This window comes from Halomonas icarae, from assembly GCF_009901955.1.
GTDB classification, from domain to species: Bacteria; Pseudomonadota; Gammaproteobacteria; order Pseudomonadales; family Halomonadaceae; genus Halomonas; species Halomonas icarae.
On sequence record NZ_WUTS01000027.1, the window covers coordinates 1 to 16,585 of the forward strand.

A 16,585-nucleotide genomic window follows, 5' to 3' on the forward strand; every position below is an offset into this window, starting at 1 on the left:
GGACGTGCTGGAACGGCTGCCGACCCACAAGGCCAGCCAGCTCCACGAGCTCCTGCCCCATCACTGGCAGCACACTGGCTGATCACTCGCAAGCGGTGTTGCCCGTTCGCTTACGACTTCTAGGCGATCCACAGCGTCTGATCCGCAGTTATCGAACGACGTGCAGGCGGCCTGCGTTCAGGCTGCCTGTGTTCGGAAGCTCTCAAGGATGACTCGGCTACGCGGAAATCCAGGACAACAGGCAAAGCTGAGGAATTGCCTGATAGCGATGGGGCCAGCTGGACTCGAACCAGCGCCAAGGGATTATGAGTTCTCTTGTAAATCAATATGTTACTGATATTCAAGGAAAAGCAAACGTAATCGAGCGAAAGGTACAGTTCTTTTGAATCAGTAGGTTAGCGAAGGTTGATGATAGCACACGAAGCTGGTGTGTGTACCGCTGCAGTACTTCCTCTACCAAGTCATCAGTAATCGAGGTTGGCTGAGACATGCTGATAACGCCCTGCCCCAGCCAGCTTTCTAGCATCAAGCGTTAAAAACTAACCCTTTACACCTCTAGAAAACGCATTAACGAAGCCGTCTGCATTGAGTTCAAATTGACCAAGCCGCTTTGCCACCTCAGAGGCATTGGCCGATATATCAGGATCGACAAGCTGCTTTGCGAAAGCCCGTAGGTTGTTGCGAAGTTTGTCCAGCCCGGACATATCAATAACACGCATACCCATAACGAGACTCGCTCCTTGCCCGAGCACCCGTTCCGGGTGAATCATCACTGGCACAGCTGAAGAAGCTGGGTAACGCCCTCTAAACCAATCAATAGATTGGCCTAATTGCCCAGCATCCTTTTTTGAAATACCACTTTCAGCTGTAACGCCATTTTTACACTCTATCACCAGAAATGAGCCATTAGGCATAGCCCAGAGGTTATCCGGCCCCTCTTTGTAATCCTTTTCTGGTCTTTGTCCACTGATCCCAAGGAACCAGCCAAGATCATTGACAGCAGCCTCAAACCTGTCAGATGTGTCAGGGCAGAATTGGAGATCAGAGCAAAGCTCGTCTGCGTACAGTTTCATAGAGGTAGAGTCCATGAAACGTTTCTGATGATTAGCGATCAGAGCGGAGGCTTGTTGCCCTGTCGCAGGAGTAAGCTGCTTATAGGTCGTACCATGCATCGGCTTGATGACACCAGGTTCCATGGAGTGAGCTACAACCAATGTTTTTTGAGCTGCATCTGCATCAATTGCATGTTGGAATGCAGCCTTTCTTGCTAGTAACCAGGCTTTTACTTGCTCATCACCTGTCTCATCAATCGCCCTGTCCATAACTGTGACAGCTTCTTTATGCTGATTTGAACGTGCATAATCCAAGGCGGATCGAATTGCGAGCTTTGCCGGATCAAGCCGGAGCTCGTCGTCGGCTTTTAAGTTCACAAGAATCTTCTTACTAACCTTTATCCAGTCCGGGTCGCGATTAAGACATTGCAAAATAACATTGTTAATTTCAGCAATGGACGGTGTTCTTAGCTTTCGTGCTATCTTCCTTGATAAATCAAGCTGAGCTTTTGTCGCAGGAGTCAGCATCCCAAACCCTTCGGGAGACCGAATCCTACTGGTAAGCTTTGGGCCAAGCAGGAGAACCGCGCAATAGTCATCATTCGACCGCACACCGCGGCCCATTCCTTGCTCAATCCTTTCGACCTGCCTTCGAAGATTGACAGCTGAACCGCTTAATATCTCACTATCGACCAAGTGCGCATAAGAGCTTACCTCTGGCAAGCCTGATATAGCGAGTACGCGGCAAGCGTTTCCAGGAAGGTCAATACCATCATAGCGGTTTACAAGCACTGTAAGACCAACATGCCCATTACGGAGCTTATCAATCCCATCGGGAACAGCATCTCCTATAAGCACCTGATCCGCTTCATCCTTCCACTCATCAGCTGCCGGTTTAGAAGGTACAATAACAACGACGTTCACTTTTTTAGAAAGGTCGGTTAATAGCCCCTGAACATCCGTTATCGTAAGATCTGAATTCAGTTCCTGCGGCATTAGGATCATCCGCTCCCCCATCGACTGCGACGACGATGGCACGATGGGCTGACCAAGATTTTTGGCATTTGCACCAAAATGCGTAACAATCACACTGTCATCTGCAAGCGTTGCCGTCATATAAATGCGTCGCTTAGCTCGTCTAAATGATTGGATCAGATCGGTAGCCGGGAAGTATGGCTCAACTTCCAAGTGCTGTCCGCCAATTACGCACCGGCACTGAGGAAGGATATCCTTGAGCAAAGGGTATGTAAATTGAAGCTCATCATCATTGCGATGTTCATGTAAAGCCCTTAGGATTTCATCCTGGCGTGCATCCCAAGACCAAAATGGAACCTCCATGTGCGCACGAGGATCACCGGCATCAATGTCCAGGTAGCGCGCCTGGCTGTACCCTCTCAAGTCTTCAGATAGTGCTGCAAGGATTTTCTTATAGGCATTGTGTGTATTCTTAAGGCTAATCCTAAACTGCTGGGTAACAGTCGATACACAGGCATGTGCATCGTCAATTATGACTGTCCCAATATTGATCTGGCTGGCTCCGACACCGAAAACAGACTTTCCATTGAAAAGCTTGTAAACATTCACAACGCAGATCTTCTCGCCTGCTGCATAGTCAGCATCACGCGGGTCATCAGTAACCTCGATACCAAGAGACTGAGCCTCCTGAAGGACCTGCTGTGATAGCTGGTTGTCCGGAGCAACATAAAGAGCCGGTCCCTTACCTTCGTTCAAAGAACTCTGGAGCAACAACAATCCGACGAGGGTTTTTCCACTTCCGACATTGAGTTTGATGACACTATCCCGCTTGTCCCTGTCATCGAACCAATGATTCATAACTTCCGTCTGTATATCCCGGGGAAACGAAAAGCTAGGTGCGCGGTCCAGCGTAAAGAAAATGTCGCGGGGGTGGATAACAACGTCATCATCACTGTCCAGCATATCTGAAAAATCAATCGGCATTTCCTTGCACCTCTACCTTTTAAAATGTAACGAGCAGCACTGCTAAGCTACGTATACGTGCCGCAACTTCTGTCGTGTCACTTTCTCTAACCCAGTAAATGAGGCACCGGTGATGATGAGTTGACAACCTTGATATTCTTCTCTTAACATCAGCTCGACGAACGGCTGAACAATAAAATTCTCTTTGTCCTCAATAGCCTCACCGGAAAATTCGCCCGGAACATCAATTATAGAAATCCCAGGATAGTGGCTCCAGCTTTTGGCACTTAAAGTAAGTAGACCGTAATGATAAGCCATGAGAAAGTAAAGGGTATCAGTACCGCCGAGCGCGGCGCTCCAACGCCTGGCACCAACCTTGATACTGAAGCTGGTCCGAGAAATGTCGATACGGACAGGATTATGACGCCATGCTCCAGGCTTTATATTATTGATAGCTGTTAGATATTCGTTAATACCGTCTTCCAACTCAGCTGCCGCCGACTCAAAGTCGGTCGCTCTGGCAATTTCGTCGACTCGCGCCTGCAACGGCGATATCTTTTTCTCAATCTCATGAACACGCTCTAGGATCTCAGCACCGGCTGCGACTGCAGAGGAAAGACGCCCTACTTGACGCTGTCTTTCGCTTGCCTCTCCCAAAGCTACATCAAGAGCACTTACCTCTTCTTGGACCAACGAGCTTACAGCCTCACGGGATGGCGCAAGTTCATTCTCAACGAGCTGCAAACGTTCTTGAATATCAGCCGTCTCAGCCTGGATTCGTTCCCGTCCAGAGCGCAATGCTCGAAGAAGTTCATCAGCCTCTTGGATTTCTCCAGAGAGCCTGTCACGTTCAAATTTAATTCGGACAGCTCCAAGCTCCTCGATTTCTGGTTCATCAGGAAGAGTTTGATGGCACAGAAAACACTCATGCTCTAATGTACTGACCTTTTGAACCCCCTGATCACACGCAGGGCAATGAGTAACTCTGAGGTCAGCCAGAAGAAATCCGGCTTCCGCCGCGCGATCCAGACGCGCGAACTCCGTTGTCAGGTCCGCATGATACCGTGTCATTTCGGTGATCCGTTCGGTCGTTTCTTCCAGCTTCCGGTGTAGTTCCTCCAATGCCACCACACAAGCAGCTCTTTTTTGCCCGAGCTCATTCACACGACCGCGGCCTTCGGAAGGAAAAGCTTGATCGCGGCCATGTGCAAGCAGCTCGCCGCGTTGCGCCCTGAGCGAGGTAATTTCCTCGGAAATACGTCTTTCAGCCGTTTTTACTGTCGCTCTGGAAATCCCTTCAGAAATACCCGACTCAGTGAGAACATCGCGTGCTAGCGCTTCAAGAGCAATACCATAATTCTCGTGACTTGCCTTAAGGCGCTCTGACAGAAGTTTCAATGAAACCAACTCGCCATATTCTTCAGTGAATATCTTATCTGCTAGCCCTAAGAACTGTATGATGCACGCATGTTGCTCCCCTTCTGGCTGTTTGTCTGCAAGATCACCCCAAAATCGTTGCTGTCGATAGATGTGACGAAGAAGCATTCGGAAACTAAGCTCTGGCCATGTCTGCCCGGACATGGGGTTGCCCTTTGGGAAATGTAGGAGCGGAATGCCTAGCCTTTCCATTAGCCATTGCTGAAATTCACGCGCAGCCATGGCATCGCCGTCCACGAAAACTTTTGTTTTCGAACCAACCTCTCGCCACCTACGCTCAATCCAGAACCGCTCATCATCAATGCTTAGCTCCAAGCCCGCCGCATCGTACTTTTCAGAAAGTCCGGTTTCCTCGGCGCCTGCAAACGGATCATCGCCAGGAGCTCCCAGTAAAAAATCTATAGTTTGAAGCCACTTCGTTTTTCCAACATTGGGGCGACCAACAAGTACATTTACTCCAACTTGAAAATTTAGCTCTTCAATGGTTCCGCTTGATTGTCTCCGCTGAACGCGGCCTATAGAAAGATGTGGCTTATATTCACTCATGTTATCACCTTCCCCATAGGGCGACGCCCAACCTCTTTTTCAAAAACCTTATAGATGTGGTTCTTTAAAAAAGTCCCACTCTTTCCCCCGAAGATTTTCTTTATTCCACGCATCCGCTGGACAAGCTCTGCGAAAGCCTGTGCTGAAGAAAGCGCCTTTGCTCGTTGCTTACCAAGATCCGTCAGAGCCAGCCGGTAAGTATTTTTCATCTTCGTTACCGTAATAAGACCTCTACCCTCAAGATGGGCCAGAACATGATAATAGCGCTTGTCCCAAGGACCATAATGGTGTCGGACCATAGCCGACTCTACGGCGTTTTCTTTATTTTCTCCCGCCCTTCCTTCACCAGATTTTCCGGTTAGTTTATCGGCAGCGACTTCGAAAAAGTCTGGATATCTTGCAAAAAAATCCAGCTTTGCCATCTTAGTTAGACCGTCAATGCGCCCCGCCACACCGCATATATTGATCAGAAGAAGCAAGCGAGCCGCGTGAAACTCCACGACGTCATCCGCAGAAAGAGGAATACTTACCGATCTCGTTCCAATGCGATTTATTGACCTCATTGCGGCCTCACAAATCGTAACATACACCGATCTGAAATATCGTACATGCAGCCCTTTAGAAATACAGAGTGATCCTTATTATCTAGCTTGTGTGCAGCATTTACTTCATCAAGCCGGCTGAGACAGAGCGCGTGGAAACCTGGGGCATCCAGATTGAGATTTCCAGCAACATACTCCGCCTTCAACGATATGACTTCGGCCTGAACAAGCCCCTGCAACTCTTCTCCTAGATCGGCTTTCATGTAGCGTGATGTTCGGAAAGATGCTGCATATCGGCGACGCAAGTCTACAGCAAGCTCTACCAAATCCGGGGGTAGGGCTGCCTCCTCCATCTTACCCCTTAGCTTTCCACCTGATGGTGCTGAAACACCGTTAACAACCTCTTCCAAACGCCTCTCCCACCACTGCCGAAGTTCAGCTCGGGAAAAAATCTTTAGATGCCTTTCCGAGCTCCACTTCGCATCCCCCGCTGTTTTCGCTTTTTGCCGAAGCTCCACCAGTAGCTTCTCTGCTTGCTCAGGTAATAACGGTCGATTATCCCGGAAACTTATCTGGATGATTCGCAGTTCATTATGTTGCTTTACAGATTTTTCACTGTGTCGCACTTCCCAGAGACAATGATCTACCCAGTAGTCCGCACCGTTTCCTTTTTCTGATTTAAAACCAGGGCATTTCTGCTGGATTTTTTTGATTATCTCCTTCCTTTCAGCAGCATCTTGATGTCGCGCAGGGGCATTGTCTTGATAAGTTAGAAGTCGTATAACGCTGTTAACATCTCGCAACGTCACGATACGGAATCGGGCTTTTTCAAGATGCCTATCACGGGCTAATGAAGTCTCAAATATTGATGTTCCAGGCTTACCTTTTTTTCGCTTACAAAGATCTGCAACGGACCAAAGTTTGTCAGGCTCTCCAGCTTTTACCTGAATAAATTCGGCAACTCGACCTGAGGACTCTTCATCAGTGCGAACCACGATTACATCGTCATGGGTTTCGCAGTGAATCTTCTCGATAGCAGAGTTTTCCAGCATATCCAGAAGAAAACTTACTGCAATTTCGTCTTGATAGTTGAACCCGGTGCGTGCGGTCGGCCCGCCTTCCTCGACAGGAATTGCAACGTCGACTGATGCAAACTCTGTTGGATCAACAAAGTTTTCATTTTTCATAGCTACCCTCAAGGCAAAGCAGCAACGAACAAGGAAAAAATGAGATAGCACACATACATTTCCCTACCCCTGTTACCCACATTCACTAACCGTTTAGTTATTATATTATTTCCCTGGTTGCTCATTTCGCCCTGACCTTCCTGCCAGCAACTTGATAATCAGAACCCTGCCTGTCTCCTCGTCCTCCAGCAGCGGCATGCTGACTTTTCGTGATCCCTGGTGGCCGGTGACACAGTTAGAAAAGCGCAGTTTGTCGCTGGCCTTGACACCATTGAGGTCGTTGTGCCGGTCGATGATCTCGGCCAAGCGCTGCTTCTCGGGGTCGTGGGGCTTGCCTGAGCGGACATCGCTGACCGAGGTAAGGCCGTAGTCCTTCCCGGCCATTTCCAGGCGCAGGCGTTTCGCCTCACGCTTGGTGAGGCGGTAGTGGGGCAGTTCCAGCTCGCTGACGTCCTCCCCCTTACGGTCGTAGCCGCCGGCCCTACCAGCCTTCCAGCCATGGGCGGTCATGGCCCCGGTGATGTCCCACTGAAACCGAGCTTCCCTGTTGTTCACTATGTCATCCCCTGTGCCTAGCGTAATTATGCGTAACAGCCTAGCTCTTAAAGGATATAAGGAGAAGTCGACTTAGGCCGGTACACCGCCGGGGGTATTAGGGGTCATCTCCGAAGGCTACCCAGCGCCTTCTCCAATAGCTCAAGTGACTGACGGTGCTTGTCGGGCTTCATCTTCTGGATATTGGAGAGCTTCCAGCGCACGGCAGGCAGCCGATCAACGCCCGGCAGCGGAAGCAGCGCCCAGTCAGGCGCCCCCTGCTTGAAGGACAGAAGGAAGCGAACGTCTTCATCCGTCATCAGCTGGCCCAGCCGCGTCAGAAGTTCGTGTCGGACGTCCTCCAGCTGCTGCAACGGGATATCGGCCCTGGCCATCCCGACAAACTCCTGTCGGTAGACATCGTCCAGCGGTTTCAGTCGCGGGTTGATCACTTCGTTCAAGGGCCTGGGATGCCCCAGCAGATAGACCAGGAAGCCTTCGAATACGCTTCGATCCAGGCCGCCCTGGTTCAGAAGCAGCTTCACATCGAAGAGGTCCCGGGGGTGCTGGCGATCCAGCGCGGCGCAGATCTTGCCGCCATACAGGTCCGGCAGTGACACCACCTGCACCGCAGCAAAGCCGTACTCGTCCTCCACGGCTTCAACGGCATCGCGCTCCTGGGGCGGGTGCAGGGTGCCACGCAGTACCGGCGATACCTCCACCTTCACCTGACTACGCCCTCGGCGCACCAGAATCCTCAGCTCGTCTCGGCGATTATCCTGAAGCTCGGCCCGCACGCCTGGCAGTCGTGCACTGAAGGCCTCTGCCAGTCGCTGCAGCGCCTCGCGACAGCGTCGCAGTGCCTCGTCACGGGGCTCTAGCGGCAGGTAGGCCAGGTCGATATCGACCGATAGGCGAGGTAATGGCTGCACGAAGAGGTTGATGGCCGTACCGCCCTTGAGGGCGAAGCACGGCTCGTCATTGAGGAATGGCAGCAGCGAGACCAGCAGCCTAACCTGTTCGTGGTAGCGAGCTTCAATCGGCATGCAAAAACGCCTCCGGCACCGTCACGTGATATTCCCTGTCCAGCATGCCGCCATGGCAAAGCTGCCGCTTACCTTTGCCGAGGTCCAGTCGACGTGGCTCCAGGCGACCGTACCAGGCATGCCCGGCGTGGCGAGCCAGCACCAGGAAGGCCCGCTTGGTTCTCACCGAACGACATCCCTCCAGCAATGCCTGCAGCCGGCGCGGGCGTAGCGTGTTAAGCCCGCCGAAGGTGTCCACCAGCTCACTGCTGAACAGCAGCTCATTCGGCGTCACGGCGATCCACTCCAGGACCGCTCGCTCGGGGGTCGATACCTGCAAGCTGAAGGCCCTGCCATCCGGCGCGTAGTCCGTGAAGCTGCCGGGAAGCTGCACTGGCAGGCCCTTTTCAGAGTGGAGCACCATCCGCCCTGCCCACTCGGCGTCACTCAACCACCGGGGCAACCGAGTGGCCCCCTTGCCATACAGGTGCGTCGTGCGCTCCCCCATGGGCAGGTAGTGGACAACGCCATGCAGTGCCAGGGCCGTCTGACCACCCGGCCAAAGCGGTGGTAAGCCCGTGTCGTAGCTCGCCTGAAGAGCGAAGACAGCGCTCTCCCAGGTAAGAGGCTCCCCCGCTTGGCAGTAGGCGCCATGCCCCACGCGCTTAAGCCAGCCACTGCCGGCCAGCTTACGTGCTTGGTCCGAGGTGACGCCGTGTGATGCTAGCCAGGCGGTCGTCACGACTGCGCCATACGGGATCTTGTGCAGCAGCTGGTTTATTTTCATGTGAAAAAGCGGCCTTAAATTCCGTCTTCAGAGTGAAGGATAAACCACGATGGTTTATCTTCAAGCACAAAACCGGCATTCAAGGCCGCTTTTAGCATTAGTTTTAAACCGAAAGCTGCGTCTCCGGCCCTGCTTGAGTCCCAATTCAGCGGGAGGAAGCTTGAGGGACGAAGCCAGGCAGAGAAGGCCGCTGCAGAGGACAAAGCGGCCACACATCACACTAATCCTGATAGTGCGTGTACTTTTTCGCACTTCCCTTCACTTGGTCGGCGGGATATTTCTCCGCATTCTTCTCCATCTTCGCCCGGCATGCCGCTTCGATATCCACGTCCAGCTTGCCCGCCAGCCTGATCAGATAGAGCTGAACATCGGCAATTTCGTCGCGCACGGCGGCCAGTTGCTGCTCATCCAGCTCTCTGGACTGCGCCTCGGTCAGCCACTGGAAGCACTCCTGCAGCTCAGCTGCCTCTACCGTCAGCGCCATGGCCAGGTTCTTGGGCGAATGGAACTGGTCCCAGTCGCGCTCGGTGGCGAACTGGTCCATGGCGTCGCGAAGCTGCTTGAACGGGTCTGACATCTAGGGCTCACCTGGTTCTGCGGTATCGGATAGCGGAGAGCATGCCTGCTCTGCTGCTCGCTATCCAGCCAGCATCGGCATAGGCGACCATCCGGCCGCCCACTCGCTCACAGCACGGAGAGGAATTCGCCGATGACCTTCAGGTCCTCAAGCTCGTCCTCAAGCACGATGTCCTTGTAGCCGAAGGCGTTGCTCTGGGGCTTGAGCACGATGCGCTGGTTCACGAACTCGCCGTACTCCTCGACCTTCTCGCTCTGATACTGCTTCACCGTGAAGCTGCCGCCGTGGTCCGGGTCCTCGATGGCGCGATGCTGCACCACGACGACCTTGCCTTGCCGTGTGCCGCCAGGGTTGGCACGGAACAGGCACCAGGCGCCATTGGGGATGCGCCGGTTCATCGACTCCCCCACTACCCGGCTGACGAACAGGTCGGGGCTCGCACGCAGGAAGTCCGGCAGCTCGACCCAGTGCTCGGCGGCGGCGATCTGCATCTCGCTGAACTCGCCGGCAGCGATGCTCAGGTCGTACACGGGCACATGGCGCTCGAACGGCACTGCCTCATCACGCGTCACGATGGGAAGGTGCAAGCCATCCAGTGTCTCGGCCTCTTCAGCCTGATCGGTATGCTCGGTGGCTGCCTGCGAACGAGCGAAGGCCGCGAAATACTCGCGGGTCTCGGAGTCCGTGGCATAGACGTAACAGCCCTTCTGGCCGCGAGTCATCAGCGTGCGATAGGTGTTCTTGATGATCTGGTCTGCCAGGGCACGGGCATGCTCGGGCTGCTCCTTGAGCATCTTCTTGTAGCCATGCACCGAGCGGTCCTGCCCCGCCCGCTTGGCCGCGTCTGTCACCACGCGACCGTCACGAATCACGAAGTCGTCCCCGATGATGACGCCGACGTAGTCGAACTCGAGCCCCTGGCAGGTGTGGATGCAGCCGACCTGCTCAGCTGATCCATCGGCGATCGCCCACAGCATGCCGTCGTCATCGAGGTTCCACTGGGCCGCGAAGTCATGTTCGGGAAACACGATGTCCATGGCCTGCTTGTCCTTCTTGCTGGACCAGGGCCAGCAGTAGCCCGCCACCATGCGCGCCTTGTTGGCCTTGCGGTTCTTCTCGAGAATTGCATGGCGCATGGCACTCGGGTCATCGAACACCTGGAAGTCGTAGTCGATGTCCTTCAGGTCGGTGTTGGCCGTGGTGCGAATCTGAAGGGCGTGATCGAGCCAGGCCAGATAGCCATCCGAGCCGTTGCAGCGAAACTGCGACGCCAGCTCAAGTTCGTGGACATCGGCGCCGCACTCGGCCGCACGCCGCCGGATCTCCTCGACCGTCCCGACGTCCTTCAGCGTCACTCGCTGCGCTTCATCGATGAAGAAGATCGAGAAGCGTGACGCGGCGAGCACCTCCTTGATCTGGCTCTCGCCGAGGTTCTGATACATGCCCGACTTCTCGTTCAGACGGTGCGCCTCGTCGACGATCAGCGCATGGAAGGTATCCGGCTCTGCGATGACATAGCTGCCCGAGCCCTTGAACAGGTTGTCGATGTGGGTCTTCTTTCGCGTGCCGGTCAGCTTCTTCTTGAAGACCTCCCGAGGGGCCGAGTTGCGCGAGACGTACTGCGTCATCATCTCGCGCTTCGTCAGCTCCACCAGCAGGTTGATGGCCACCATCGACTTGCCGGTACCCGGCCCGCCCTTGACGATCAGGCACTGCTTGCTGCCGCTGCCTGCACGATGCGCAAGATCAAGCGCGGTTTCATAGACCAGCTTCTGCTCGTCGATCATCAGGAACTCGGCGTTGCCTTGCATCATCGAGGCCAGCGCATCCGCCAGGTTCTTGCTCGGCTTGATCACACCGTGCTCGATGCGATACATGATGTCGTTGCTGTCGCCGTACTTGATGTGCTGGCTCAGAAACGCCGACAGTTTCAAGGCATCCTGCGAGATGAAGACCGGCGCACGACGCGTGTGGTGCTCGTAGAAGGGATCATTGATGGCGTCCCCCTGCTTCATGTTGTGCAGGTAGGCGCAGGGCACCAGGCGGATCGACTCGGAGCGTACCGTCTCGTTGTAGTCCTCGATCAGCGCGCCATAGGACCACGCCTGATACGACGGATGGTTGGTCTCGCGCACGCCGCCGCCCAACTGGGTGCGCACGATGGCGTCCTTCTTCGTCACTTCGACGGACTGCCACTGTTTCAGCTCCACGATGACCGCCGCATCGTCCCGCTGGTGGTTCTTGCCGGTCAGGATGAAGTCCACACGGCGATTGGTCAGCGGAATGTTGTACTCGATGGCCACCCCCGCCGACGCGGGAATCGCCTCGTCCAGCAGCGCGCTCATCATGAAGCGCAGTGAGTTCTCCCACGACTCCACCTCGCTGCGCGGAGAGTTGCGGTTCAGTCTGCGTGCCACCTCGTTCTCGATGGCGTCGGTGATGACGTTGGCTCGTACATCGTCGATGAACTGCTGCTTGGTGGCGTTGTAGACCAACATACCCTAAAAATTCCCTTTTCAAACAGATGGTTATGCTTTTCATTAAGTGCATAAATTTGGCCATTATGCACGCTATAAGCTGCTATAACATCACCTGGAGCTCATGTGCCAACTACAGTCGGCTCGAGGAGCTAAGGCAGGCAACCGTACTGATACTTCCCTTACCTGTAGGGCCCCGGATGAAAAAATGAACCAGTAGAAGGTATCCTCTGCTGGCAGTCAGGGGGCTTCTACAGCAATTCCTCCGGGATCAGATTCATGGACATCAATCTGCATGAATAAGCAAGTAGCTCAGTTCTTGATTACTTCAGAAAGACAAATCTCTAGCTACTTCTCCAATTTCTCGTTGCAGCTCGTCTATTCTATTAACTAACCCTGGTACCCCGAGATGCTTTCCGTAGGCAGACTGGGAGCCATCAGCTAGCCACATTTTTAAAAGACCACCCATGCGGCCTAAATCACCATGAAGCTTTGCCAACCGTTCAAACGCCTGTGCATCAATGGTACTTTTTGGAGCATAACCTAATCCTAATTCCCGCAAATAAGCAGGCACTTTAAAATCACACTTGGCTGCCGCCTGTGCAATCACTTCTTTTTCATCAGGACTAACCCGGACCATGATATGCGCGGTTCTCTTCCTGCTTTCGTTACCCATGTCCTTTATCCTTTGCTAATGCGGCGGTAGCCGCTGGCTGCGACAGCAACACCCTCGGAGAGCAGGATGCGTCGAGCCGACAGGCGAGTAAGTTGTGGGTATTTGCTAGATCGACGCTTGCGGCGGTATAGCAAATACACATCCTGCCCGCCTCCCTCGCTGCAACACAGCTACAACGATGCTCACTATGTCCACATCGAAACGCATAATCAATGTATTGCATAACCCCTGCACCATGCTCCATTGGTCATGCATCAAAATATTCAAACTGAGTATTCGCCACTTTCTTACTGCACCAAAACACACATCTCAGGAATCATAATACACGCAAGATGCGGAAAACTTCGCCAAATTTCTATTTAAACAAAGCCGTCCTTGACAACGACACAAAAACCAATCAAAAAAAATAAATCCAGGCAAACCAACTCCACACCACACCTGTAGCACAGGAATAATCGACATGGACCTGATCGAAGGCTTAAAGAAGAGGAGAGAAGAGAAGTCCAAAACGCATGGACGGTATGCTTTTCTCAAATACAAGGAGGAAATTAAGGAGGCATTAGATAATGGATATAACGCCATAGACATTTGGGAGCACCTTCATAAAAAAGGTGAGATGCCAATTAAATACAATCAATTCACTGTTTACATTAGAAAGCTAATCGGAAGTAGTGGACCATGAAAAAACTCATCACCGCACTAACTTTCATATTCCTCACCGCTCAATCCAGCCAAGCGGTATCAGGAGGAGGCGGATTTACCGGGGCGACTGAACCCACTCAGCTTCTCAATAATGCGGAGCTAATTGATGTTGCCATCAGCGAATCTGAGAATCTTGCATATACCATCCGCCAATATGAAATCATGTACGAAAACTTTCTCAGTCTTCCGGAGCATATCAAGCAACAGGCGCTTTCCGACCTTCAAGATCTTGCTGACATCGTCGCCACCGGACGAGCCATTGCCTATAGCTCAGGCCAGGTAGATGAAGACTACCAGCGAGGATATAGAGATTTCGACTATTACGCCCAAAGCAATAAAGGGAGCCATGAGGACTATGCGGTTCGTTATCGGGAGTGGTCACAGACAAACCACGATAGCGTGCGGGGCGCTCTTCGAGCGGCTGGCCTGCAGGCCGCACAATTTTCGCGTGAGGACTCCGCATTGAGAGCGATTGAACACCAAATAGAAAGCGCTAGAGGCGAAAGGCAATTACTGGAAGCCGGTGGTGCTATCGCAGCCCTGCAAGTGGAGCAACTTCAGAAACTTCGGCAACTTCAGATGGCGCAAATTCAGCTTCAAGCCTCGCATGTAGGCGGTCAGGTGGATCGTCAGGCGGAAGATGACTCGGCCTGGCATCGCGCCACTGCGCCACGCGACAACGACCCCGACAGTCAACAGCCTATCCATGCGGACGATCTATTTTGAGGAGTGAGTAATGAGCTGCAGTACCAAGACTCTGATTGTCATTGCTGGCCTAGTAGCGAGCATCGCCACCGCCGCAGCTTTATGGAAACTCGACAAGGCCGAAGAGGATGCCGCTTGGGAGCGCGCCACTATACCGCGTGACAACGCCCCTTCCGCTCAAAGACCAATCACTGAAGATGACCTATTCGGCTCAGGAGATGGGAGTAACGAGCGATGAAACCTTGGTTGTATCTAGTCATTCCTGCTGCTCTGCTACTGCTCAGTGGGCCAGTTGCTGCCTCCGATGGGGACATAATCCGTGAGCTTCAGCATGGGTTCCGAGACTCAGTGGCACTGTGGTATGCCCCTTTGCAGCAAGTGGCGACCTGGTTGCTGCTCTCTCTTGCCGTAATTTCCTATACCTGGTCAGCAAGCCAGATGGTACTGAGAAATGCTGACCTGGGTGAATTTGTGGCGGAGTTCGTCCGGCTAGTGATCTTCACTGGATTCTTCTTGTTCCTGATACAGGGAGGTCAACAGTTAGCCGAGACCATGATCAGGGGCTGGATCTGGATAGGTGGCCAGGCTACCAGCACCAACCTGAGCCTGAGTGTTCCGGAGATCCTGGAGCGCGGGTTTACCCTTGGGGGCGATGTTATTTCGGCAGGCAGTGGCCTAAGCCGGATTGCTTACACCATCCTGGCGCTCCCCGTTGTGATCCTGTACACGCTGATTGCCGCCTATGCTTTCTTCGTGCTGGCTGAAATGTACGTGGTCACGGCAGCGGGGATCGTTCTTCTTGGTTTTGGCGGTTCGCAGTGGACGGTGGATTACGCCAAAAAGTACATCACCTACACCATCAGCATCGGTGCCAAGCTCTATGTCATGTTCCTGGTCATCGGCGCGGGTGAACAATTCATTCACCAGTGGGCAGTAAATCAGGATCACGAGTCGTTCCGGGCCATTCTCGCCATTATCGGTGTGCTGTTGATGATGGCTATTCTGGTAAAGATGATTCCAGATGCGGTGCAGGGAATCATCAACGGGGCTTCTCTCGGTAGTGCAACGCCGTCAGTAGGTGGCATGGCAAGGGCTGCCGGGTCTGTAGCGGTAGGTGCTGCTGTAGGCGCTGCGGGCGGCGCTATGGCCGTGCGTGAAGCCTCCAAGCTGGCCGGTGAACAGCTCGGTGGCGGTGGAGCGCTCGCCTCGGCGGCAACTCCAGGTGGTGGGTCGCCCGGTGGTAATTCCTTCCTGGGCGGTCCAGCAGGTGGTTCGCCAGGCGGTGGTAGCTCGCCAAGTGGTGGAACAGGGCCGCTTCCTATGCCGGGCACCGCCCCGTCATCGGGCGGTGCCGCTTTGGGTGCTGGGCGCACGGCTCACGCTGGACAGACCATGAAGAACCTGACGAAGGCAGCAGGTGAAACCATGGGTGGCAAGATCATGGGTGACTACAACGCCAGTCACGGCTCCTTCGGCGGTTCTATGGCGCAGAAGCTCCGGGCTGAACGGCTCGGTATGGCGGAAGGCGGCAGTGAGTCTGCCCATACGGGTGGTCAGCAGAGCATCGGCCAGTCCGATGGCCTGAAGGGGACTATCCGTGGGGCACCGACTACTAACGAAAACGACACGCATAATCAGCCCCCCCAGGCTACGCATAATCGGACCCCCTCCGAGCCGGCTGCCGGCGCGGAGGTACCTTATCGATCACCCGCTGGGAGCCATAACGATGAACAATGAACGTCCGCAAGCCCCTCTCTGGTATCTCGCAGCTTGGCTGGCAGTCGCATTGCTGCTGGTCGGGCTCGCTGTTAGCGGTGCCTGGGTGGCCTGGCTATCGTTGCCTGTGTGCTACCCCGTCATCATGAAAGCCGTCTCATGGCGACCAGGCCCCCATGATCAGCGCAGTCACCTCGACGCCTGAACGCAACGAGTGAATCATTCCGTCATCTTGGGGGTACGCATAATCGGTAAACGGTCCACCAACCCCACCTCGTGCGGCGTGATTTAGACCGGTAGAGTTTCTTTCCAGCGCCAGGGGAGCAGCGTGTTGAGGTCGTCGCCCTCGCCGAGTGTTGGCAGGGTCTCGAACACGAACTGCAGGTACTCGTAGGGCGAGAGGCCATTAGCCTTGGCCGTCTCGATCAGGCTATAGATGGCGGCGCTGGCCTGGGCACCGCTCGGTGTCTGGCTGAACAGCCAGTTCTTGCGGCCGACGACGAAGGGGCGGATGGCATTTTCCGCGGCGTTATTGTCGAGCGGGATCAGCCCGTCATCGAGGAAGCGGGTCAGGCGTTGCCATTGGCCATCCAGGTAGTGCAACGCTCTGCCCAGCGCGCTCTTCGGCAACACCTGGGTCAGCGACTTGTCCAACCAGGTGCGTAGCTGGGTGATCAGCGGGCG

Annotated in this window: 14 protein-coding genes; 3 read left to right on the forward strand and 11 right to left on the reverse strand. The window is 54.1% G+C overall.

From position 1 onward, the window contains the following. Positions 1-539: 539 nt before the first annotated feature. From GRB80_RS16110 to GRB80_RS16155, 10 genes are all read right to left on the reverse strand, one after another. A complete protein-coding gene (locus tag GRB80_RS16110) occupies positions 540-3,011 on the reverse strand; it encodes a DEAD/DEAH box helicase (RefSeq protein ID WP_161424431.1) in 2,472 nt (823 codons plus the stop codon). 42 nt (positions 3,012-3,053) lie between these two features. Then, positions 3,054-4,973 carry a hypothetical protein gene (locus GRB80_RS16115; RefSeq protein ID WP_161424432.1) on the reverse strand — a complete coding sequence of 640 codons (1,920 nt, stop codon included), beginning with the start codon at positions 4,971-4,973 and terminating at the stop codon, positions 3,054-3,056. Next, positions 4,970-5,473, reverse strand: a complete 504-nt coding sequence (locus GRB80_RS16120) for a hypothetical protein (protein ID WP_161424433.1) — start codon at positions 5,471-5,473, stop codon at positions 4,970-4,972. The genes GRB80_RS16115 and GRB80_RS16120 overlap by 4 nt, the downstream gene beginning before the upstream one ends. Before the next feature lie 59 nt (positions 5,474-5,532). After that, positions 5,533-6,702 (reverse strand): dsDNA nuclease domain-containing protein, encoded by a 1,170-nt coding sequence (locus tag GRB80_RS16125; RefSeq protein WP_161424434.1) that lies wholly within the window; start codon positions 6,700-6,702, stop codon positions 5,533-5,535. Positions 6,703-6,807: 105 nt separating this feature from the next. After that, complete coding sequence (locus GRB80_RS16130; RefSeq protein WP_161424435.1) at positions 6,808-7,212, reverse strand: hypothetical protein; 405 nt, start codon at positions 7,210-7,212, stop codon at positions 6,808-6,810. 149 nt (positions 7,213-7,361) lie between these two features. Next, positions 7,362-8,282: a nucleotidyl transferase AbiEii/AbiGii toxin family protein gene (locus tag GRB80_RS16135; RefSeq protein ID WP_161424436.1), complete on the reverse strand. Its 921-nt coding sequence runs from the start codon at positions 8,280-8,282 to the stop codon at positions 7,362-7,364. Further along, the gene (locus GRB80_RS16140) at positions 8,272-9,048 is read right to left on the reverse strand and encodes a type IV toxin-antitoxin system AbiEi family antitoxin domain-containing protein (protein ID WP_161424437.1); all 777 of its coding nucleotides are present in this window, start codon (positions 9,046-9,048) and stop codon (positions 8,272-8,274) included. The genes GRB80_RS16135 and GRB80_RS16140 overlap by 11 nt, the downstream gene beginning before the upstream one ends. Positions 9,049-9,268: 220 nt before the next feature. After that, on the reverse strand, positions 9,269-9,625 hold the full coding sequence (locus tag GRB80_RS16145; RefSeq protein WP_043527825.1) for a nucleotide pyrophosphohydrolase: 357 nt from the start codon (positions 9,623-9,625) through the stop codon (positions 9,269-9,271). 107 nt (positions 9,626-9,732) lie between these two features. Then, positions 9,733-12,123: a DNA/RNA helicase domain-containing protein gene (locus tag GRB80_RS16150; RefSeq protein ID WP_161424438.1), complete on the reverse strand. Its 2,391-nt coding sequence runs from the start codon at positions 12,121-12,123 to the stop codon at positions 9,733-9,735. Positions 12,124-12,430: 307 nt separating this feature from the next. Further along, positions 12,431-12,778 carry a plasmid mobilization protein gene (locus tag GRB80_RS16155; protein WP_161424439.1) on the reverse strand — a complete coding sequence of 116 codons (348 nt, stop codon included), beginning with the start codon at positions 12,776-12,778 and terminating at the stop codon, positions 12,431-12,433. A gap of 460 nt (positions 12,779-13,238) precedes the next feature. On the opposite strand from GRB80_RS16155, the gene GRB80_RS16160 reads away from it, so the two are divergent. The 3 genes from GRB80_RS16160 (at position 13,239) to trbL (ending at position 15,922) form a co-directional block, all read left to right on the forward strand. Further along, on the forward strand, positions 13,239-13,460 hold the full coding sequence (locus tag GRB80_RS16160) for a TraK family protein (protein WP_146802638.1): 222 nt from the start codon (positions 13,239-13,241) through the stop codon (positions 13,458-13,460). Beyond that, positions 13,457-14,206, forward strand: coding sequence for a P-type conjugative transfer protein TrbJ (trbJ, locus tag GRB80_RS16165; RefSeq protein WP_161424440.1), 750 nt, complete (start codon positions 13,457-13,459; stop codon positions 14,204-14,206). Before GRB80_RS16160 ends, trbJ begins: the two co-directional genes overlap by 4 nt. A gap of 213 nt (positions 14,207-14,419) precedes the next feature. Then, complete coding sequence (gene trbL / locus GRB80_RS16170; RefSeq protein ID WP_161424441.1) at positions 14,420-15,922, forward strand: P-type conjugative transfer protein TrbL; 1,503 nt, start codon at positions 14,420-14,422, stop codon at positions 15,920-15,922. Positions 15,923-16,189: 267 nt separating this feature from the next. On the opposite strand, the gene GRB80_RS16175 is transcribed toward trbL, so the two are convergent. Continuing rightward, positions 16,190-16,585: IS66 family transposase (locus tag GRB80_RS16175; RefSeq protein WP_161424442.1), on the reverse strand; the 396-nt coding region annotated here is incomplete at its 5' end.